This is a genomic window from Sphingopyxis sp. LARHCG72, assembly GCF_052871675.1.
Map to the genome: position 1 here is coordinate 512106 of NZ_JBIXJU010000001.1, position 20953 is coordinate 533058.

Genomic DNA, 20953 nt, shown 5'->3' on the forward strand with positions numbered 1-20953 from the left:
CCGATGAAAATCGCGACCTTCAATATCAACGGGATCAAGGCCCGTTTGCCGCGCCTCGTCGAATGGCTCGAGGAAACGCAGCCCGATGTCGCCTGCCTGCAGGAACTGAAATCGAGCGACGAGACGATGCCGACGAAGGAGATCGAGGCGGCGGGTTACGGCTTCCTTTATCACGGGCAAAAAGGCTTCAACGGCGTTGCGATCCTCGCGAAAGGAACGCAGCCGGTCGAGGTGCAGCGCGGGCTTGCCGGCGAGGCCGAGGACGAACAGTCGCGTTACCTTGAGGCCGATGTCCATGGCCTCCGCGTCGCGTCGATCTACCTTCCCAACGGCAATCCGCAGCCGGGACCGAAATTCGACTACAAGCTGCGCTGGATGGCGCGGCTGCGCGAGCGCGCGAAATTCCTCCTCGCGAGCGAAATCCCGACGATCCTGACCGGCGATTATAACGTCATCCCGCACGACGACGATGTGTGGGATCCGCGTGCGATGTCGACCGACGCGCTGATGCAGCCCGAATCGCGCGACGCGTGGTTCCGGATGCTCGGCGACGGCTGGACCGACGCGATCCGCAGCCGCCATCCGGCAGGCGGCGTGTGGACCTTCTGGGACTATCAGGCGGGCGGCTGGCAGCGCGACCATGGCTTCCGCATCGACCACCTGCTTTTGAGCCCCGCGCTCGCCGACCGGCTGGTCGATGCGGGCGTCGACAAGGATCATCGCGGGCGCGAGAAAGCGAGCGACCACGGCCCGACCTGGGCGATCCTCGACTAAGCGTCGGGATAAAGCGTCGTCATCACCCGTTTCGGGTCGAGCGCATAATGATGCGCGACCGCACCCGCGATCACGCTTTCGAGGCTGCGCGTCGGTTTGAGGTCGCGGCCTTCGTAGCGCGCCGGGGTGCCGAGCCCCGGCCAGTCGGCCGACACCTTGCCGCCCGCCGCCAGCCCGCCGCCGAGCAGCATCGCAGTCGAGGCGGTGCCATGGTCGGTCCCGCCGGTGCCGTTGACCTCGACCGTGCGGCCGAATTCGGTCGCGACGATCACCAGCGTGTCGCTCCACGCGGGGCCGAGGCCGGTTTGCAGCGCGCCGACGAGCTGGTCGAGCCCGCGAAGCTGCGCCGCGAGCCGGCCGCGCTGGGCACTGTGCGTGTCCCAGCCGCCGGTTTCGACCATCATCACGCGCGCGCCGTCGGCGGGGGGCATCAGCGAGGCGGCGAGCTTGCCGAGGTCGGCGCCGTTGCGGCCGTTGTTGCCGCCGATGTCGCTCGCCAGTTCCTGCGTCTTCACCGCGCTGTCCCATAAGGGGTGAAGCAGCGGGTCGTTCGCATACATCGCGGTCAGCCGCGCGATCAGGTCTGCGTCGGCCTGCGGCAGGCGGCTCGGTGCATAGGTTCCGACCTGCACCGTCCCGCGCAGCGCGAGCGGTACCGCGGGAGCGATCGCGATCGCGTCGCGCTCGGCGGCGGGGAGCAGGGTGAGCAGCCGCCCAACCCAGCCGTCGTCGCGCCCATAGGGCCGCGCGCCGCCACCCTCGAGCATATTCTGCCCGTCGAAATGCGACCGGTCGCGATAGGCGGTCGCGACGGCGTGCGCGAAATGCGCCTGCTTCCCTGAATAGAGGCTCGCGGTCTGCGCCAGCGACGGGTGCAGCGTGAACATCGCGTCGAGCTTTGCGCCGCCCGCGGTCTCGTCGGCCATCGCGCGGCGCGCGGCAGCGAAAGCGGGGTCCCCGGTCGGCGCGACGGTGGCGAGGCCGTCGGCGGCGCCGCGCTGGATGATGAAGACGAGGCGTTTCGGCGTGCCGGCGGCGGCATAGGCGAAGCCGGGGAGGGCGCCCGCGGCGGCGACGGTGATTCCGGAGAGGATGATCGAGCGGCGTGAGAGGATCATGAGGTCTATCTCCGCAGGAAGGCCGGGCTGGCGAACAGCATCGCGAGCCCCTGCCCGGGGCTGTCGGCGCGCGCGATCGCCTGGCTCGTGTCGGGGGTGAGCGCGTCGGCGAGGACGAGCGGCGCGAGCAGGCGCGCATCGGCGCGGTCGCCGATCCGTGCGGCGATGCGGCTCGCGAGTTCGACGCGCTGCATCAGCGCTGCCGATCCGGCCCACGTCGCGACCTTGTCGTCATAGCCCGCGGGCGATCCGGGGCGCCACACCGGCTGGCCGAGCTGGGTGAACATCGCGGCGATATTCTGCCGCTCGCCGAACGCGGGCGCCTTCAGCGCGCGCAGCATCGACACCGTCCAATCCCACGGTGATTTGAACATCGCCGGCGCCGCAGCCCATGGCTCGGGCGAGGCGATCAGCGTGCGGTAGAGCGAAGGCAGGTCGCCGCCGGTTTTGAGGAAGTCGGCCGAGAGCCGGTCGACGAGCGATGTGGGCGGTTCGTCGCCGGTGAAATGGCGCGCGAGCTTGGTCGCGACATGCCGCGCGGTCGCAGGGTGGACGGCCAGGTCGCGCAGCACCGCTTCGGCCTGCCGCGCGCCGGACTGGTCGTACCGCTTGCCGAGGATCGTCTGCGCGCCCGGCTGGTGCAGCCGGTCGACGAACAGGGTTGCGCCGGGCGCCGCATCGGCGGGCATCAGCCGCTGCCCCGCACCGCGGCCGAGGCCCGCGACGGTCAGGCCGGTGAGCGCCTTGGCAAAGCTCGTCACATCGGCCTGCGTATAGCCGGTGCGGACGCCGAGCGTGTGCAGCTCCAATATCTCGCGCGCCAGATTTTCGTTGAGCCCCGGCGCCTGCCGGTTGCCACGGTTCCGCACGCGCGTCGCAAAGTCGCTGTCGGGACCAAAGCTTTGCGCCTGGTCGAGGTAGAGCAGCATCGCGGGATGGCGGACCGCGGCGACCAGCAGGTCCGAAAATTTGCCCATGATGTGCGGGCGGATCGCCTCATTCTCGTAATTGCCCGCGAAGCCGATGACCGTCTGCTTGTCCGCCGACACGGCGAAATGGTTGGTCCAGAAATGGACGAGCCGCTCGGGGAAGGGGGTCGGGGTCGCGACCGCGGCGGCGAGGCGCGCGCCCGCGGCTTCGGCATAATGGCGGCGAAAGCCCGTGCGCGCCATCCGGCGCATCGCTTCGGGCATCGGATCGTCGTCGCGCATCGCCGCGTCGTTCGCCTCGCGGCGCATCGCCTGCCGCTCGTCGCGATATTCGGCATAGGCGGCCGCGATTGCTTCGCGTCCGGCAAGTCCTGCCAGTGCGGGCGGCGCCGGATCATAATCGCCGATCTGGCGCGTCAGCCAGGCTTTCGGGTCATCGATGGCCGGATCGTCGAACCGGCGGCCGAGGCCGAAGCGACTGGCGGCAAGATATTGGACAGCCATGACAAAGCCTTTCCGTGCCTCCAACGCACGATGGGCGGTATTTGTCGCAAAGCTGTCCCATCGCGTTCGGTGGGCGCTTCGTTCCGGTTCAGCCGTCTGCCGGAAGAATCACGCGACCATATCCATCAGAAGGAAGGTTCCGTCCTGCCGCTGATGCGCGTTGATCAGCGGGACCAGCCGGGTGAAATGTTCCGACCGGCAATGGATATCGAGCGCGGCGCGATCGGGCCATTCCTCGATAAAGATGAAGTGGCCAGGTTCCTTCTGATCTTCGAACAGGTCATAGGCGATGCACAGCGGCTCCATTCGCGTCTTTTCGACCAGCTCGCGATAGAAGGGCAGGACGATATCGATGGCATCGGGGTCGATGAAATCCTGCGCGATGACCTTGAGCACGCCGCGCCTAGACCAGCGCTTTGTCGTAAATCTGGTACACGCGGTTGACCTTGGCCTCGATCGCGTCGGCGACCGCATTCATCCCCTGATTGTCGTCGAGCACCCAGCCGATATCGCCGCGCTGGGTGCCGTAATCGCGCACCGCGTCGCGGCGGATATATTCGATCATCATGAAGGCGAGCGTGCTCGCCATGCGGCTGTTCTGCAATTTCTTCGCGACGCCCATCAACGGCACGCGCAGGATGTCGCTCTGCGGTTTGCGCAGCCACCAGAGCAGGCGTGCCCAGTTGAAGGGCAGCAGCGACCCGTCCATGTCGATCAAGAGCTGGTTGATGTTCGGCAGCACGATCATGAAGGCGACCGGCTCGCCATCGACTTCGGCGACGCGGATCAGGTCTTCGAAGACGATGTCCTTCAGCTTCTTGCCGACATAGGCGATCTCGCTGTCGGTCAGCGGGACAAAGCCCCAATTGTCCGACCAGGCGTCGTTGAGCAGCCCCATGATCAGCGCCGCTTCGGCGGCGAAGTGCCGCTTGTTGACCTTGCGGATGCGGATGCGCGCATTTTTCTCGCCCGCCGCGACGATGCGGTTGACCAGCGGCGGGAAGCCGTCGGCGATCGCGACATCATAGTTGAAGAGCTGCTTCACCGGCTGATAGCCCGCGCCCTCGATCCAGCCGCGATAAAGCGGGCTGTTGTGCCCCATCATCACCGTCGGCCGCTCGTCGAACCCTTCGATCAGCAGGCCAGGTTCGTCCCAGATCGAAATCGACAGCGGGCCCAATGAGCGGTGCATGCCCTGCGTCCGCAGCCAATCCTCGGCCGTCGCGAGCAGCGCCTGTGCGCACGCTTCGTCTTCGGCCTCGAGCAGTCCCCAATTGCCGGTGCCGGGGCCCATGCCCTGTTCGGCGGGCTGCGCGAGCGCGAGGCTGTCGATATGCGCCGAAATGCGTCCGATCGTCCGCCCATCGCGGCGCGCGAGGAAAAATTGCGCCTTGCCATGTTCGAACCACGGATTCTTGCCGGGGGTGAGAAGGCCGTAAACCTCGCCCTTCAGCGGCGGTACCCACGCCGGATCGCCGCGATTGAGCCGGTAGGCGAGCTCGACGAACTCGCGCAGATCCCCCTTGTCCTTGACCGGGTGGATGGTGATCGGGCCTTCGTTATGGGCGCTCATATTGGTTTCCTGAAAAGGGCGTCCTATATTTGTGGCGACGCATTAGGGCATAGAAATGGCGCTGGCGACCCGCATTCGGCCATTTTGCTGCCACGAAATCATGGTCAAGAACCGGATATGTTGACGATGAATACCCTTGTTGATCGGCTGTCGGCCTCCCCCGCCGCGCCCATGCCCAAATCCGCGATCGCGGACGATATGGCGATGATCCGTGCAGCTTCGGAGCTGACGCGCGATCTCGTGCAACCGTCGGCGCGCATCTACTGGACCGATATGCTCGCCTCGGCCTTCATCGGCTATGCCGGCATCGCGGCGGCGATCCTTGCGCCCTCGACGGCGTGGATGCTTGTTGCCGCAGTGATTTCGGTGATCGCGCTTTATCGCGCGGGCAGTTTCATCCACGAACTGACGCATATCCGCAAGAATGCGCTTCCGGGCTTTCGCCTCGCATGGAATATCCTTGTCGGCGTGCCGATGCTGATCCCGTCCTTCATGTATGAGGGCATCCACAGCCTGCACCACAACCGCACCAAATATGGCACGGTGGAGGATCCCGAATATCTGCCGCTCGCGCTGATGAAGCCGTGGACGGTGCCCTTGTTCGTCGTCGCCGCGGCGTTCGCGCCGCTCGCGCTCGTCTTCCGCTATGCGGTGCTCACCCCGCTGTCGTTCCTGATCCCGCCGCTGCGCAAGATCGTCGTCGAACGCTATTCGGGGATGATCATCAACCCGATGTTCCGCCGCAAGCCGCCCGAGGGCGAGTTCCGCCGCCAATGGGCGTGGCAGGAGGGCGGCGCATGGGCGTGGTCGAGCCTGCTGATCGCCGCGGGCGTCTTCGGCTGGGTGCCGCTGCGCGCGCTCGCCATTTTCGGCGCGATCGCCGCCGCGACTTTGGTGCTCAACCAGATTCGCACGCTCGTCGCGCATCTCTGGGAAAATGACGGCGCGGTGCTGACCGTGACCGGCCAGTTCCTCGACAGCGTCAACGTCCCGCCGCCGGGCCTGCTGCCCGAATTGTGGGCGCCGGTGGGGCTGCGCTATCACGCGCTGCACCATCTGCTGCCGGGCGTGCCCTATCATTCGCTCGCCGAGGCGCATCGCCGCCTGAAGGGCGCGCTGCCCGCCGATTCGCAGTATCATGGCGCGAATTACGACAGCCTGCCGAAGCTGGTGATGAATCTGGTTGCGGGGTCGGCGAAGGGTGCGGCCGCCTGAATGTCGAAGAGGCTGCCTGCGGCAGCTTCTTCGGGGCCATCAGCAGGCGGACACATCCGAGTAATCGGATGAGCAGCTCCGCCGTTTTCCTGTTATCGTTGCGCATCCCGAAGCGCGCACGATGGCGCTCAGGTGGTCGACACGGCCTTCGGGAATCGGACCGAATTCCATGACGCTGTGTCCGCCTTTCCGTTCGGGAAAGCGCGCGATGTCCATTCTTGCCTCCGTCAATGCTTGCGTTAACCGACCCAGGCAACCCGGGCTCCCGCTCACCCCAATTCGCCAATGCGCGGCGTCGGGCGGCGGGGCTTCACTGCACGAGACAAGGAGAAGGGCCGACGCTGCCAAAGCGGCTTGCGGAAAGCTTGCGGTTCGCTTTTCCGAACCGGACAAGCCCCTATTCCTCGGTCCGGATCAGGATCATCTCGCCGATCAGCGCGAACAGGATGAACGGCCCCCACGCCGCGAGGAACGGCGAGTAGGCGCCGAGGTCGCCCATCGCGAGCGCGAAATTGTCGGCGACGAAATAGGCGAAGCCGAGCCCCATGCCGAGGATCGCGCGGATGAACAGCTTGCCCGATCGTGCGAGGCCGAATGCCGCGACTGCGCCCAGCAGCGGCATCAATATCGCCGACAGCGGCCCCGAAATCTTGTGCCACAGCACGCCCTTCAGCGCGTCGACGGGCCGCCCCGCGGCCTCGAGATCGTCGATCGCCGATTTGAGCTTCAGGAAGGGCAGTTCGTCGCCATCGACCTGCGCCAGCGTGAACTGGTCGGGGCGCACGCCCTTCGCCGCGACGATCGTACCCAGGGGTTCGAGCGTGCCCGACCGGCGCATGAAGCGCCGCGCGTTGGTCATTTCCCACCCGCCCGCCACCGCGCGCGCGCTGTCGGCGGACAGCATCGACGACAGAACCCCGCCGGTGCGTTCATAGATGGTCACATAGCCGAGGGTGATCACCGGGCCGCTGGTGTCGACCGTCGCCGCGTTGATCAGATTGTCGCCGTCGCGGACCCAGATGTTGGTGCGTATCCCGCTGTCCTTGGGGACCTTCTTATATTCGACCTTTTGCCAGGCGCTGAGCGCCGCGGTCGAGCGCGTGACGATGCGTTCGTTGAACGCGAAGCTGATCCCCGCGACGAGCAAGGCGGCGAGAAACAAGGGCGCGAGCACCTGATGCGCCGACATGCCCGACGCCTTCATCGCGATGACCTCGCTGTTCTGGTTCATCGTCACCATCGTCAGGATCGTGCCGAGCAGCACCGAAAAGGGCAGGAAGGTCTCGACGATCTGCGGCAGCCGCATGCCGACATAGCGCCACACGTCCGAATCGCTGTTGCCCGCGACCGCGAGGATCTTGCCGCTCTCGCCCAAGAGGTCGAGCGTCTGGAGGATCAGCACCAGCGCAAAGAGGATCGAGAAGGAGCGGACGAGGAACAGGCGGCCGACATAGAGCGCCATCGTTCGCGACGGGAAAAAGTGGAGCTGGTGCATTTAGGTCAGGCTCTCCACCGTCCGCGGCTTGCGCTGGAACATCGTGAGCATCGTGCGAATCTTCTGCGCCGCCTTTGCCGCGACGCGTTCGAGCGCGCCGATCGGCTGGCCGCCGGGGACGTGCGCGACGGTATAATACATCCAGATCGCGAGGGCGGAGAACAGCAGGAAAGGAACCCAAAGCGCGATCAGCGGGTCGATCACGCCGCGCGCACCGATGTCCTCGGCATATTGGTTGATCTTGTGCTGGGTCACGAGCAGCACGATCGACAGGAAAACCCCGAGCGACGAGGTCGATCGCTTCGGCGGGATGGCGAGCGCGACCGCGATCAGCGGGATCAGGAACATCGACATCACTTCGACGATGCGGAAGTGGAAATTGGCGCGCGATTCGAGCCGCGTCTGGACCGACTGGCTCTTGTCCTTGCCCGCGACGAACAGCTCGGGGATCGTCATTTCGCGATCGGCGCCGCCGCGCAGGCGGAACGCCTCGATCTTGGGCAGCGGGATCGGCAGGTCGTGATTGTCGAAGGTCAGGACGCGCGGCACCGAGAATTTGGGCGATTCGTGGATCAGCACGCCCTGCGAGAGGCGGAGGATGATCGTGTTCGGATCGTCGGTCGCGAGGAACTGTCCGCGCGCCGCGGTGGCCGACACGCGCTGGCCGTCCTTGTTGTCGCCGCGCACGAATATGCCGCGCAAAGACCGTCCGTCGTTATAGCTTTCCTCGATCCTGAGCGTCATGCGGTCGCCCAATTTGGTGAATTCGCCGACCTTGATCGACGCACCGAGCGCGCCCGAGCGCAGTTCGAACTGGAGCCCCTCATAGGCATAGCGCGCAACGGGCTGGATGAAGCCGACGATCGCGAGATTGAGCGCCGCGAGCGCGATCGCATAGACATAGGGCATGCGCATCAGCCGCCCGAAGCTCATCCCCACGCCCTTCAGCACATCGAGCTCGCTCGATGTCGCAAGGCGCCGGAAAGCAAGGAGAATCCCGAGCATCAGGCCGATCGGGATGCCGAGCGAAAGATATTCGGGGATCAGGTTGGCGAGCATCCGCCACACGACGCTGACCGGGCCGCCTTCGGTTGCGACGAAGTCGAACAGCCGGAGCATTTTTTCGAGCACGAGCAGCATCGCCGACAGGACGAGCGTGCCGAGCATCGGGAAGAAGATGAGCCGCGCGATGTAGCGGTCGATGGCAGGAAGCTTATTCAATCTTTGGTCGCCCCATCACCATGATTTGGCCGCAGTTGTTTCCGATATGCCGTTTCAAGGGCGACAGGGACCCGTGTCAGCGCGCGCATTTGCGCTTGCTGGGATGGCTATAGCCTCTGGAGGTTTTGAGGTCATGTCGAAATTTGTATCCGCGCTGCTTGGCGTTTCCTTGCTGGCTTTCGCGGCAACGGCGCAGGCGGAAGGCCGGGTCATCTCGAACGATCTGTCGAAGTGCAGAAGCGGTCCGTCGACGCTGGTCCAGATCAGCGGAGTCAAGGCGTCGACCGGCAGGATTCGCGTGCAAAGCTATCGTGGAACGGCCGCCGACTGGCTCACCAAGGGACGCTGGCTCGCCCGCGTGGAAGTGCCCGCGCGCGCCGGAACGATGACTGTCTGCGTGCCTCTGCCCGAAGCCGGTGTTTACGGCATTGCAGTGCGTCACGACGTCAATGGCAATGGCAAGACCGACCTGCGCGCCGATGGCGGCGGGATGTCGAACAATCCCAGCATCAACGTCTTCAACCTCGGCAAGCCGAGCTACAAGAAGACCGCCTTTTCGGTCGGGGAAGCCCCCAAGACGATCGCCATTTCGATGAAATATATGTGATCCATAGATGGCCAGCGTCGCGCTCCTTTCGAATCCTCGCTCCACGGGCAACCGCTCGCTGTTGCCGCGGGTTCGCGAATATTGCGCGGCGCACCCCGACATCTTTCACTATGAAGTCGAGGATGTCGACCAGATCGAAAAGGCCATCCGCACGATGGCGATGGTCGGCCCGCGCGTCGTCGTGATCAACGGCGGCGACGGCACGGTGCAGGCCGCGCTCACCGAAATTTATTCTGGCGACCATTTCGGCGGCTCGCCGCCGCCGGTCGCGGTGCTTCCCAATGGCAAGACCAATTTGATCGCGCTCGACCTCGGCGCCGAGGGCGATCCGATCAAGGCGTTGCAGCGCGTCGTCGAACTGGTCGAAAGCGGCCGGCTTGAGGATCATGTGATCGAACGCCAGCTCATCGCGCTCGACAGCGGGGGCGAGGAGCGGCCGGTGCTCGGCATGTTCCTTGGCGGCGCCTATCTCGCCGACGTGATGCTTTATTGCCGCAACCGCATCTATCCGCTCGGCCTGCCCAACGGGATTTCGCATTTCCTCGCGGCGATCCTCGGGCTGTTCGCGATCATCTTCGGGATCGGCGGCGGCCGCCTGCCGCCCAAGCCCGAAAATATGACGGTGTCGTTGATCCGCCAGGGCGAGTTCAAGGGCAAATTCTCGCTGCTGATCGTCACGACGCTCGAGAAATTGCTGCTCAGCATCCGCACCAGCGAAGCGCATGGCACCAACGGCAATATGAAATTGCTCGCGACCGACACCAGTGTCGGCGCGCTGTTCCGCATGCTCGGCGCGACCTGGCGCGGCACGCTGGGGCAGAAGCAGCTCGACGGCGTCCATTTCCAGCAGGGCGATGAAATCCGCATCGAGGGCGAACGCTCGAACGTCATCCTCGACGGCGAGATCTTCCAGGCGAAGAACGGCATGCCGATCATCCTGACCTCGACGCAGCCGGTTCCCTTCCTGCGCCTCGCCGCCTGAGCCTTTCATGCCCGCGCTAACCGAACTCGTCCGCGAAGAACTCGCGACCCCGGTCGACCCGCGCGTCGCCGCGATGGCGGCGGCGATCGCGGCCGGATATCCGGGCAGCGCGCGCGCGGTGCTCTTTTATGGCAGCTGCCTGCGCGAGAGCGAGCTCGACGGGCTGATGCTCGATTTCTACCTGATCGTCTCCGACTATGGCGACGCCTATCCGAAGCGCTGGATGGCGGCCGCGAACCGGCTGATCCCGCCGAACGTCTTCCCGTTCCAGCACGGCGGGCTGATCGCCAAATATGCGGTGCTGAGCGAGGCCGACTTCCATCGCCTGAACGGGCCCGAGACGCGCAACGTGTCGGTGTGGGCGCGCTTTGCCCAGCCGTCGCGGCTGGTGTGGGTGGTCGACGACACGGCGCGCGACCGCGCAATCGCAGCGGTGTCGCGCGCCGCGCCGACGCTGCTCGCGGCGGCGGGATCGATCGATGGCGAGGCGCCGCTCGACTGGTGGCGGCGCGCCTTTTCACTCACCTATTCGGTCGAGCTGCGCGCCGAACGGACGGGCCGCGCGCAGTCGGTGGTCGACGCCGATGCCGGCCGCTACGAACGGTTCAGTACCCCGGCGATGGCGGCGATCCCCGCCGGCGCGCCGCGCGGCGGATGGGCGCGGCGGCGGATCGAGGGCAAGCTGCTCAGCATCGCGCGGCTCGCCAAGGCTAGCCTGACCTATGCCGGCGGCATCGATTATCTGGCGTGGAAGATCAATCGCCACGCGGGAACGAAGATCGAGATCAAGCCCTGGCAGCGCCGCTGGCCCCTCGTCGCCGCGCTGACGCTGGTGCCGCGCCTGATCAGGGGCGGCGCGATCCGCTAAGCATTTTCGGCAGGAAAATGCGGCAAATCAGACTCAGCTCGCGAGCCGCTGTCCCTCGGGCCGGGCTTCGCCGCTGCGGCGGATCGCCTGGTCGAGCGCGCTCAGCGTGAAGGGTTTGCGCAGCACGTCATGGTCCCCGAAGGCGGCGTCTTCGCTGGCATCGCCGGCATAGCCGGTCACGAACAGCACCGACAGTTCGGGCCAGCGCTGCTTGAGCTGCGCGACCATTTCGGGGCCGGTCAGTTCGGGCATGAGCACGTCGGAGAGGATGAGGTCGAAGCCGCCCTGTCCGTCGGCGAGGCGTCCTTCGACCAGCGCTTCGGCCTCGAGCGGGTTGCCGCACGCGACCGCGGTATGACCGAGCTCGCTGACCGCATCGACCGTCGCCGCAAGCACGCGCGCATCGTCCTCGACGACGAGAATGCTGAGCGCGTCGGCGGGCGTGTCGGCGCGGGTATCCTCGCCGGGCAGCGCTTCGGCGGCGGCATCGGCCTGTGGCTGCGCGACGGGCAGCAGCATCGCGACGCTCGTTCCTTCGCCTTCGGTCGAGGCAATCTGCACCTCGCCGCCCGACTGGCGGCAAAAGGCGAAGACCTGACTCATCCCGAGGCCCGTGCCCTGGCCCGCGGGCTTGGTGGTATAGAAGGGGTCGAACACGCGTTCGAGCACCTCGGGCGACATGCCGCAGCCGGTGTCGATCACCTGCACCGCGAGCGCTGCCGACTGATTTTCACCATCGTCGAGCGTCTGGATCGTCAGCGAGCCATGGCCGTTCATCGCGTCGCGCGCGTTGACCGCGAGGTTGAGCAGCGCGTTTTCAAATTGCTGCCGGTCGATCCAGCAGGCGAGTCCGTCGGCATGGAGGTCGAGCGTCAGCGCGATGCGGTCGCCGATCGTGCGTTCGATCAGCTGCGCGAAGCTCGTGATGCACTCGTCGATCGGCGTCATCTCCGGACGCGCGGGTTCCGAGCGTGCGAAGGTCAGCAGCCGGCGCGTGAGGTCGGCGGCACGGTTGGCGCCGTCGAGCGCGTTGGCGAGGTGCCGCTGCGCCTTTTCGGGCTTGCCCGGCAGCCAGCGCTGCGCGAGTTCGAGCCCGCCCACGACCACCGCGAGCATATTGTTGAAATCGTGCGCGATGCCGCCGGTGAGCTGCCCGACCGCCTCCATTTTTTGCGCCTGCCGCAGCTGTGCCTCGGCCGCCTCGCGCTCGGTCATTTCGCTGCGCAGCGCGTCGTTCGCATGGGCAAGCTCGGCAGTCCGTTCCTCGACCGCGGTTTCGAGCTGCATCGCGCGGTCGCTCTCGACGATCTGTTCGCGCCGCGCGAGGCGTCGCTCGCCTTCGGCGCGGATCAGCGAGAAGGTCGCGCCGATCGCGATGACCGCCGCGGCGGCACCGAGCAGCGAAAAGAGCAGGATCGCCTGATTGAGGTTCGCCCGGTCGGCCGCGGCGAGCCGGTTGCGCTCGCGGAGCAGCGCGCGTTCGTTCGCGATGATTTCGGAAAGCAGCTTGTCGATCCGGCCGAGGCCCTCGCCCTTGCCCGCGGCATAAAATTTCGAGATGGCGGCGACGGTCTGGTTGTAATTCGCGCTGAGTGCCGCGTCGCCGAGCTGCGCGCCGCGGCTGTCCATTTCGATCGTCAGCTGCTCGACCAGCACGATCTGTTTGGGATTGTCGCGGACGTTGCGCCGCAATTGCGTCAGGAACTGGCGCGCGCGGCCCCATTGATATTCATAGACGCGCCCGTCCTCTTTCTGCAGCCCCACCGCAAAGCGGCCGAGCGCGGCTTCGGCGCGCGCGATCGCGGCGTCGACCGAGCGCGTCTGCGAGATCACCTCCATGCTCTGCGTCTGCCAGCCGAGCGAGCGGTCGTAATTGTCGTTGGCGCGCGCGAGCAGCACGACGAGCGCCCCGACCACGCCGGTCAGGATCGCGCCGAGGACGATCGTCGACCAGAAGCGAATACGCTCCCGCCGGCCGTCGTTTTCGCTATCGATATCCCGCTCGAACACGCGTTTCTCTTACCGGACAAGCAAGGCGCCGCAAAGCGCCGAAGCCGCTGTCGCATCGACGGCGCTTCAACTCGCCCCGAAAAGGAATCCGCTGGTCGGCGGATGCGCTCGGTTCAGCCGATAATCTGCGCGCGCTTGCCCGCACGCTCGAAGCGGGCGAGGATCTCGCCGACCTGTTCGATCGTGTGCTCGGCGCACAGCGAACAGCGCAGCAGGGTCATGCCCGCGGGGGTCGCGGGCGGGCGCGCGAGGTTCACATAAAGCCCTTCTTCGAGAAGCGCTTCCCACATCATCGCGCCGCGCTCGAGGTCGGGCATGATCACCGCGATGATCGCCGACTGCGGCTCTTCGGTGCCGAGCTGGAAGCCGAGGTCGCGAAGCCCCTTGTGCAGGACCTTCGAATTTTCCCACAGGTGTGCGCGCTTGTTCGATCCGTGCATCAGCTTGCGGATGCTCGTCGCGGCGGTCGCGACAACGCTCGGCGGCAGCGAGGCGGTGAACACATAAGGACGGCAGACGAGCCGCATGATCTCGAACTTCGGATGGTTCGACACGCAGAAGCCACCGACGGTGCCGACGCTCTTGCTGAAGGTGCCGATGATGAAATCGACATCGTCGATCACGCCCTGCGCCTCGGCGACGCCGCGGCCATGTTCGCCGATGAAGCCCATCGAATGCGCCTCGTCGACGAGGACCATCGCGCCATTTTCCTTCGAGACGCGGATCATTTCCTTCAGCGGCGCGATGTCGCCCAGCATCGAATAGACGCCTTCGAGCACGACGAGCTTGCCCGCTTCGGGGGGCAGGCGCTTCAGCCTTTTTTCGAGCGCTTCGACGTCGTTGTGGCGGAAGGCGACGATTTCGGCGTCGCCCATCTTGCACCCGTCATAGATCGACGCATGGCTGTCGATATCGAGGATGACATAGTCGCCCTTGCCCGCGATCGTCGAAATGATGCCGAGGTTCGCCTGGTATCCGGTCGAGAACACCATGGCATGATCCATGGCGTAAAATTCCTTGAGCGCGTCCTCGCACTCCTTGTGCCCCTGATAGGTGCCGTTGAGCACGCGGCTGCCCGTGGTGCCGCTGCCGAATTTGTCGAGCGCATCCTTGCCCGCGGCGATGACATCCTCGTCGAAGGTCATGCCCATATAGTTGTAGGTGCCGAGCAGGATCGTCTCGCGCCCGTTGCAGATCGCGACGGTCGGCGAAACGACCTTTTCCATCACGAGGCTGAACGGATCGGTCACCCCGGTCGCGAGCAAAGCCTCGCGCTGCTGGATCAGCGGATCGAATTTCGAGAAGAGGTCGGTCATCGCGGTATCAGCCCTGCAGCTTCTCGACCGCGGCGACCAGCTGGCCGACCGTTTCGATCTCAGCCTGCATGTTCATGCTGATGATGATGTCGAACGTGTCCTCGACCTCGGCGACGAAGTCCATCACCGTCAGGCTGTCCCATTCGAGATCGCCGGCAAAAGTGGTGGCGTCGGTCAGTTCGACGCCCTTCTTGTTGAAGGGGGCAATCAGCCCGAAAATCTGGTCGCGCAGGGCGGTGCTCATGGGATGCGTCCTATAAAGGAATAAAGTTGCGCGCGGGAATGCCGCGCTGTCGTCCGATTGGCAAGCGAATGCGGCGGGAACAGGGCAGCATCTTGCCGCCCCTGATACTTCATGTCATCCCTGTGGCGGGTCGCCAGCAGGGGCAGCTTGGCATGGACAGCGCAGAATCAAAGCTATCGCCGGACCGGCCGGCGATTTCCTTCCCGCCGAACGCGGTGCACCTCGTGCGCACCAACCAGCAGATCACGATGCAATTGTCGCAGATGGCCGACCAGAAGGCGTCGATCCTGATGGGCGCGACCTTTGTCGTCTTCACCCTCGCGATCGGACAGGCGCGCGCGGGTGGCGGCGCGCTCGCGATACCGCTCGCGATCCTTGCGACCTTTTCCTTCCTGTCGGCGCTGCTCGCGGTCTCGGCGGTGCTGCCGCGCGTCGGCAAGACGCCGCCCGTCGTCTACAAGGATGGCAAGGATCACAGCAATATCCTGTTCTTCGGCCGCTTCGAGCAGATGGACGAGGATGAATTCATCGCCGCGGTGAAGACGCGCCTGCGAACCGAGGAAGACCTGTACGAAACGATGCTGCGCGACACCTATCAGAATGGCGTCGTGCTCGCGCGGCGTAAATATCGCTATCTCGCTTATGCCTACCGCCTGTTCGTCGTGGGCCTGACAGCCACCTTCATTGCGTTCGGCGCCGAGATGGTCGGGATGTGGGCCTGAAAACCTCCCCCTTGATGGGGGAGGCAGCGAGACTTGCCAGCTTGCTGGCTAGTCGCAGCGGAAGGGGTGCGGTCTCGGCCTGAAGCGAACGGGCCATGGACGCACCTTCACCCCCATCCAACTTCGCCTAATCGCTTCGCGATAAGGCTGCATATCCTTCCCCCATCAAGGGGGAAGGCTGTTCGCTGTTGCCTTTCTGCCACCCCCGGCGCCAAATCACTCGCCACCGCCGCGCCGCACTTGAACCGTAACATTCGCGCGCCTATCCGGGCCGGCTATGTTGCAGCAGGCTACCCCCCTGACCGCGGAAACACCGCAGGGTCTTCGCGCCGAATTCCGCGCGACGCTGGCGCTCGCCGTGCCGCTGGCGGCCGCGAATCTGTTGCAGATGCTCGTCCATGCGATCGACGTGATCTTCGTGGCGCGGCTCGGCGACGCGGCGCTCGCGGCGTCGTCGCTCGGCGTTGCGATCTTCGGCCTTCTGCTCTGGACCGGGTCGGGGCTCGTTGGCGCGTCGGCGCCGCTGATCGCCGCCGAGCTCGGGCGCCGCAAGCATGCGGTGCGCGAGGTACGGCGTACGGTGCGTATGGCGCTGTGGCTCAGCGCGCTGGTTTCGATCGTCTTCATGGGTGTTTGCGCGGCGGGCGGGCCGATCATGCTCGCCACGGGGCAGCCCGCCGAAACTTCGGCGCGCGCCGCGGGCTTCCTGCTGATCCTGATGTGGGGCATGTTCCCGATGATCGCGGCGGCGGTGCTGCGTATCTTCGTCTCGGCGCTCGGCCGGCCGACGATCGCAACCGCGATCACCTTCGGCGCGCTGTTCGTCAACGCGCTCGGCAATTGGGTGCTGGTCTTCGGCCATCTCGGCATGCCCGCGCTCGGCCTCCACGGCTCGGCGATTTCGAGCGTGATGACCAGCTTCCTGATGCTGATCGCCTATGTCGTTGTCATCCAGAGCGACCGTCGGCTGCGGCGCTATCATCTGTTCGGCAACTGGTGGCGGTCCGAATGGACGCGCTTTTTCGATATGCTGCGCATCGGTACCCCGATCAGCCTGACCATTCTGGCCGAAGCCGGCCTGTTCACCGGCGCCGCTTTCCTGATGGGCCGGATCGGCGAGACCGAACTGGCCGGGCATACGATCGCGCTCCAGGTCGCGGCGCTTGCCTTCCAAATTCCCTTCGGCGTCGCGCAGGCGGCGACGATCCGCGTCGGCCTCGCTTATGGCGCGCGCGACCACCGCGGGATCGCGCACGCGGGGCAGGCGTCGCTGATCCTCGGTATCGGCTTCATGGGGCTGACTGCGCTGATCATGTGGCTGTTCCCGTCGCTCGTGCTGTCGATCTATGTCGACGTGCATGCGGCGCGCAACGCCGCGCTCGTCGGCTTTGCGATGCAGTTCCTTGTCGTCGCCGCGGCTTTCCAGCTCTTCGACGGCGCGCAGGCGGTCGCCGCGGGCGTGCTGCGCGGCTTGCAGGATACGCGGACCCCGATGATCATCGCGATCTGCGGTTACTGGATCGCGGGATATGGCACCGCCATCTATCTCGGCTTCTGGACCCCGCTCGCCGGCGTCGGGGTGTGGATCGGTCTCGCGGTGGGGCTGGTCGTGGTCTCGGCGGTGCTGCTCGCGCGGTGGCGGATGCGCGCCCGTCTCGGCCTGCTTCCGGGCTGACGCAAAAACTTCGTACGAATCTTGTACCCCGGCGCTTGACGCCTATCTGACTCCCACCCATATGGCCGACTGTTAGCACTCGCACCCTGTGAGTGCTAAACGACATCATTTCCACCTCTGGAGGGTAATCCATGCAATTTCGTCCGCTGCACGACCGCGTGCTCGTCCGCCGTATCGAAGCCGAAGAAAAGACGGCCGGCGGGATCATCATCCCCGACACCGCCAAGGAAAAGCCGCAGGAAGGCGAAGTCGTCTCGGTCGGCACCGGCACCCGCGCCGATGACGGCAAGGTGACCCCGCTCGACGTCAAGGCGGGCGACCGCATCCTGTTCGGCAAATGGTCGGGCACCGAAGTCAAGGTCGACGGCGAAGAGCTGCTGATCATGAAGGAATCGGACATTCTCGGCGTCATCGCCTGAGCGATTTCACCTCATCACGAGTAAAGTTACGCGATTTTCCGCGATTTTTTGAAGGAAGCAATCATGGCTGCCAAGGACGTTAAATTTTCGCGCGACGCGCGCGAGCGCATCCTGAAGGGCGTCGACATCCTCGCCGACGCCGTCAAGGTCACGCTGGGGCCGAAGGGCCGCAACGTCGTGATCGACAAGAGCTTCGGTGCGCCCCGCATCACCAAGGACGGCGTCAGCGTCGCCAAGGAAATCGAACTCAAGGACAAGTTCGAAAACATGGGCGCGCAGATGCTGCGCGAAGTCGCCAGCAAGGCGAACGACAAGGCCGGTGACGGCACCACCACCGCGACCGTCCTCGCCCAGGCGATCGTTCGCGAAGGCATGAAGTCGGTTGCCGCCGGCATGAACCCGATGGACCTGAAGCGCGGTATCGACCTCGCGGTCACCAAGGTCGTCGAAGACCTCAAGGGCCGTTCGACCCCGGTCGCCGGCACCTCGGAAATCGCGCAGGTCGGCATCATCTCGGCCAACGGCGACACCGAAGTCGGCGAGAAGATCGCCGAAGCGATGGAAAAGGTCGGCAAGGAAGGCGTGATCACCGTCGAGGAAGCCAAGGGTCTCGAGTTTGAACTCGACGTCGTCGAAGGCATGCAGTTCGACCGTGGTTACCTGTCGCCCTACTTCATCACCAACCCGGAAAAGATGATCGTCGAGCTCGCCGATCCGTACATCCTGATCTTCGAAAAGAAGCTGTCGAACCTCCAGTCGATGCTTCCGATCCTCGAAGCGGTTGTGCAGTCGGGCCGTCCGCTCCTGATCATCGCCGAAGATATCGAAGGCGAAGCGCTCGCGACCCTCGTCGTCAACCGCCTGCGCGGCGGCCTGAAGGTCGCAGCCGTCAAGGCGCCGGGCTTCGGCGATCGCCGCAAGGCGATGCTGCAGGACATCGCGATCCTGACCGCCGGTGAAATGATCAGCGAAGACCTGGGCATCAAGCTCGAGTCGGTCACGCTGAACATGCTCGGCCAGGCGAAGCGCGTCACGATCGACAAGGACAACACCACCATCGTCGATGGTGCTGGCGACCATGACGCGATCAAGGGCCGCGTCGAACAGATCCGTGCGCAGATCGAAACCACGACCAGCGATTACGACCGTGAAAAGCTGCAGGAACGTCTGGCGAAGCTCGCCGGCGGTGTTGCCGTGATCAAGGTCGGCGGCGCGACCGAAGTCGAGGTGAAGGAACGCAAGGACCGCGTCGACGACGCGCTGCACGCGACCCGCGCTGCCGTTGAAGAAGGCATCGTCCCCGGCGGCGGTACGGCTCTGTTGTACGCGACCAAGGCCCTCGACGGCCTGAAGGGCGCCAACGACGACCAGACCCGCGGCATCGACATCGTCCGCAAGGCGATCGAAGCGCCGCTGCGCCAGATCGCGGCCAACGCCGGTCATGACGGCGCGGTTGTCGCCGGCAACCTGCTGCGTGAAAACAACCAGGATCAGGGCTTCAACGCCGCGACCGACGTTTACGAAAACCTGAAGGCCGCCGGCGTCATCGACCCGACCAAGGTCGTGCGCACCGCGCTTCAGGACGCCGCGTCGGTGTCGGGCCTGCTGATCACCACCGAAGCCGCCGTCAGCGAACTGCCGGAAGACAAGCCGGCGATGCCGATGGGCGGCGGCGGCATGGGCGGCATGGGCGGCATGGACTTCTAAGTCCACGACCGTTCGGCGCTCAGCCAACAGAAATCGGGCCGGGGGAGCAATCCTCCGGCCCTTTTTCATGGGTCATTGCCAGTTCAGGCGATGCGGCATAGCAACGCATCGATGATGTTCGTCCTCGCGCTCGCCATGTTCGCCGACCCGTCCGTCGCGGCGGCACCCGCACCGCCGGCGATCGAGCGCTGCGGTTACCGGATCGTCCAAAGCTATCCGCACGACGCCTCGTCCTTCACGCAGGGCCTCTTCTGGGACGATGGGCATCTCTACGAAGCGACGGGCCAATATGGCCGGTCGCGGGTCGCGCGGCTCGACCTCAAGACGGGCAAGGCGCTCGCCGAAACAAAGCCGCCGTCCGACCAGTTCGGCGAAGGTATCACGCGCTGGCGCGACCAGATCATCGGCGTGACCTGGCAGGGCGGCGTCGGCAATCGCTGGTCGATCAAGGATTTGAAGCGCGTCGGCAGTTTTCGCTACGAAGGCGAGGGCTGGGGCGTCACGATGGTCGGGGACAGCCTTGTCCTCAGCGACGGAACGCCCGAACTCCGTTTCCTCGACCCGGCGACGATGAAGGAACAGAAGCGCGTCACGGTGCGCTTCGGCGGCCGGCCGATCCCGATGATCAACGAACTCGAGACGATCGACGGGCAGGTCTGGGCCAATGTGTGGATGACCGACTTTATCGTCCGTATCGACCCCGCCACGGGCGACGTCGCCTCGCTCGTCGACCTGTCGGGACTCAAGGCCGATGCGGGAGCGAGCGGCACCGACAGCGTGCTCAACGGTATCGCGTGGGACGCAGGCAAGAAACGCCTGTTCGTCACCGGCAAATACTGGCCGAAGCTTTACGAAATAGCGCTCGCCGACTGCAACTAGGTGCGCAGCGCCGCCTCCATTCGCGCCGCGGCGGCATCGTAGACATGCGCCTTCAATCCCGCCGTAACCGCCTTGGGCGCGCGGTCGGGATGGCCGCCGGGAAAGGGCGGGGCGGGATCATATTCGATCGCCAGCTGGATCGCATGTGCGACGGTCTCGCCGCGCAGCCGCGCAATCAGCGTCAGCGCGAAATCGAGCCCCGAGGTCACCCCGCCGCTGGTCACGATATGTCCGTCCTCGACAACACGCGCCTTCACGGGCTCGGCCCCGACCAGCGGCAACAGATGCGTATAGCCCCAGTGCGTCGTGGCGCGCTTTCCCGTCAGCAGTCCGGCGCGCCCGAGCAGGAAGGCGCCGGTGCACACGCTGGTCACCCATTCGGCACCCGCCGCCTGGCGCGCGATAAAATCGATCGTCGCGGCGTCACCGAGCGCGTCGGCGACGCCATGTCCGCCCGGGATGCAGAGGATGTCGGCCTGCGGTGCGCTGGTGAAATCATGCGTCGGCACGATCGCAAAGCCGCTGTCGGTCATGATCGGGTCGATCGTCGCCGCGGCGCCGGCAAGAGCCGCGCCGGGCATTCTCGACAAGGCCTGCGCGGGCGCGGTGAAATCGAGCTGGGTAATACCCGGAAAGAGCAGGAAGACGATATGGGTCGTGGGCGTATCGGTCATGCGGATGTCCCCTCGCTGACG

General features: G+C 65.4%; 20 protein-coding genes. 10 read left to right on the forward strand and 10 right to left on the reverse strand.

Annotated features, from left to right (window positions below):
• Nucleotides 1-3: 3 nt before the first annotated feature.
• Nucleotides 4-774 (forward strand): exodeoxyribonuclease III, encoded by a 771-nt coding sequence (gene xth / locus ACIPPQ_RS02575; RefSeq protein ID WP_446542642.1) that lies wholly within the window; start codon nt 4-6, stop codon nt 772-774.
• On the opposite strand, the gene ACIPPQ_RS02580 is transcribed toward xth, so the two are convergent.
• From ACIPPQ_RS02580 to ACIPPQ_RS02595, 4 genes are all read right to left on the reverse strand, one after another.
• Complete coding sequence (locus tag ACIPPQ_RS02580) at nt 771-1892, reverse strand: DUF1501 domain-containing protein (RefSeq protein WP_446542643.1); 1122 nt, start codon at nt 1890-1892, stop codon at nt 771-773. The genes xth and ACIPPQ_RS02580 overlap by 4 nt on opposite strands.
• 5 nt (nt 1893-1897) lie before the next feature.
• The gene (locus tag ACIPPQ_RS02585; protein WP_446542644.1) at nt 1898-3325 is read right to left on the reverse strand and encodes a DUF1800 domain-containing protein; all 1428 of its coding nucleotides are present in this window, start codon (nt 3323-3325) and stop codon (nt 1898-1900) included.
• Between the two features lie 108 nt (nt 3326-3433).
• Nucleotides 3434-3721, reverse strand: a complete 288-nt coding sequence (locus tag ACIPPQ_RS02590) for a putative quinol monooxygenase (protein WP_446542645.1) — start codon at nt 3719-3721, stop codon at nt 3434-3436.
• A 7-nt stretch (nt 3722-3728) separates the two neighbouring features.
• Entirely contained in the window at nt 3729-4898 is a 1170-nt protein-coding gene (locus ACIPPQ_RS02595; protein ID WP_446542646.1) for an N-acetyltransferase, read from the reverse strand.
• Between the two features lie 126 nt (nt 4899-5024).
• On the opposite strand from ACIPPQ_RS02595, the gene ACIPPQ_RS02600 reads away from it, so the two are divergent.
• Nucleotides 5025-6113 carry a fatty acid desaturase family protein gene (locus ACIPPQ_RS02600; RefSeq protein WP_446543098.1) on the forward strand — a complete coding sequence of 363 codons (1089 nt, stop codon included), beginning with the start codon at nt 5025-5027 and terminating at the stop codon, nt 6111-6113.
• Nucleotides 6114-6510: 397 nt separating this feature from the next.
• On the opposite strand, the gene lptG is transcribed toward ACIPPQ_RS02600, so the two are convergent.
• Together lptG and lptF are read right to left on the reverse strand one after the other, a co-directional pair.
• A complete protein-coding gene (lptG, locus tag ACIPPQ_RS02605) occupies nt 6511-7608 on the reverse strand; it encodes an LPS export ABC transporter permease LptG (RefSeq protein WP_446542647.1) in 1098 nt (365 codons plus the stop codon).
• Nucleotides 7609-8829 (reverse strand): LPS export ABC transporter permease LptF, encoded by a 1221-nt coding sequence (gene lptF / locus ACIPPQ_RS02610; RefSeq protein ID WP_446542648.1) that lies wholly within the window; start codon nt 8827-8829, stop codon nt 7609-7611.
• A gap of 133 nt (nt 8830-8962) precedes the next feature.
• Between lptF and ACIPPQ_RS02615 the strand changes: the two genes are divergently transcribed.
• From ACIPPQ_RS02615 to ACIPPQ_RS02625, 3 genes are read left to right on the forward strand one after another with little or no spacing between them, the layout of a single operon-like run.
• Nucleotides 8963-9436 carry a DUF2141 domain-containing protein gene (locus ACIPPQ_RS02615; protein ID WP_446542649.1) on the forward strand — a complete coding sequence of 158 codons (474 nt, stop codon included), beginning with the start codon at nt 8963-8965 and terminating at the stop codon, nt 9434-9436.
• Nucleotides 9437-9443: 7 nt separating this feature from the next.
• Nucleotides 9444-10418 (forward strand): diacylglycerol/lipid kinase family protein, encoded by a 975-nt coding sequence (locus ACIPPQ_RS02620; protein WP_446542650.1) that lies wholly within the window; start codon nt 9444-9446, stop codon nt 10416-10418.
• Between the two features lie 7 nt (nt 10419-10425).
• Nucleotides 10426-11286 (forward strand): hypothetical protein, encoded by an 861-nt coding sequence (locus ACIPPQ_RS02625; RefSeq protein ID WP_446542651.1) that lies wholly within the window; start codon nt 10426-10428, stop codon nt 11284-11286.
• Between the two features lie 33 nt (nt 11287-11319).
• Here ACIPPQ_RS02625 and ACIPPQ_RS02630 read toward each other — a convergent pair whose 3' ends face one another.
• The 3 genes from ACIPPQ_RS02630 to ACIPPQ_RS02640 all read right to left on the reverse strand — a co-directional run bounded on the left by ACIPPQ_RS02630 (nt 11320) and on the right by ACIPPQ_RS02640 (nt 14856).
• Nucleotides 11320-13296 carry an ATP-binding protein gene (locus tag ACIPPQ_RS02630; protein WP_446542652.1) on the reverse strand — a complete coding sequence of 659 codons (1977 nt, stop codon included), beginning with the start codon at nt 13294-13296 and terminating at the stop codon, nt 11320-11322.
• 113 nt (nt 13297-13409) lie between these two features.
• Nucleotides 13410-14612: a serine palmitoyltransferase gene (spt, locus tag ACIPPQ_RS02635; RefSeq protein WP_446542653.1), complete on the reverse strand. Its 1203-nt coding sequence runs from the start codon at nt 14610-14612 to the stop codon at nt 13410-13412.
• A gap of 7 nt (nt 14613-14619) precedes the next feature.
• Nucleotides 14620-14856: an acyl carrier protein gene (locus ACIPPQ_RS02640; protein WP_056372169.1), complete on the reverse strand. Its 237-nt coding sequence runs from the start codon at nt 14854-14856 to the stop codon at nt 14620-14622.
• A 152-nt stretch (nt 14857-15008) separates the two neighbouring features.
• Between ACIPPQ_RS02640 and ACIPPQ_RS02645 the strand changes: the two genes are divergently transcribed.
• From ACIPPQ_RS02645 to ACIPPQ_RS02665, 5 genes are all read left to right on the forward strand, one after another.
• The gene (locus tag ACIPPQ_RS02645; protein ID WP_446542654.1) at nt 15009-15578 is read left to right on the forward strand and encodes a Pycsar system effector family protein; all 570 of its coding nucleotides are present in this window, start codon (nt 15009-15011) and stop codon (nt 15576-15578) included.
• 277 nt (nt 15579-15855) lie between these two features.
• Nucleotides 15856-17253: an MATE family efflux transporter gene (locus tag ACIPPQ_RS02650; protein ID WP_446542655.1), complete on the forward strand. Its 1398-nt coding sequence runs from the start codon at nt 15856-15858 to the stop codon at nt 17251-17253.
• A gap of 131 nt (nt 17254-17384) precedes the next feature.
• A complete protein-coding gene (gene groES, locus ACIPPQ_RS02655; protein ID WP_037514464.1) occupies nt 17385-17672 on the forward strand; it encodes a co-chaperone GroES in 288 nt (95 codons plus the stop codon).
• A 63-nt stretch (nt 17673-17735) separates the two neighbouring features.
• On the forward strand, nt 17736-19379 hold the full coding sequence (gene groL / locus ACIPPQ_RS02660; protein WP_093511951.1) for a chaperonin GroEL: 1644 nt from the start codon (nt 17736-17738) through the stop codon (nt 19377-19379).
• 111 nt (nt 19380-19490) lie between these two features.
• Complete coding sequence (locus ACIPPQ_RS02665) at nt 19491-20258, forward strand: glutaminyl-peptide cyclotransferase (RefSeq protein ID WP_446542656.1); 768 nt, start codon at nt 19491-19493, stop codon at nt 20256-20258.
• On the opposite strand, the gene ACIPPQ_RS02670 is transcribed toward ACIPPQ_RS02665, so the two are convergent.
• Entirely contained in the window at nt 20255-20932 is a 678-nt protein-coding gene (locus tag ACIPPQ_RS02670) for a DJ-1/PfpI family protein (protein WP_446542657.1), read from the reverse strand. The genes ACIPPQ_RS02665 and ACIPPQ_RS02670 overlap by 4 nt on opposite strands.
• Nucleotides 20933-20953: the final 21 nt, after the last annotated feature.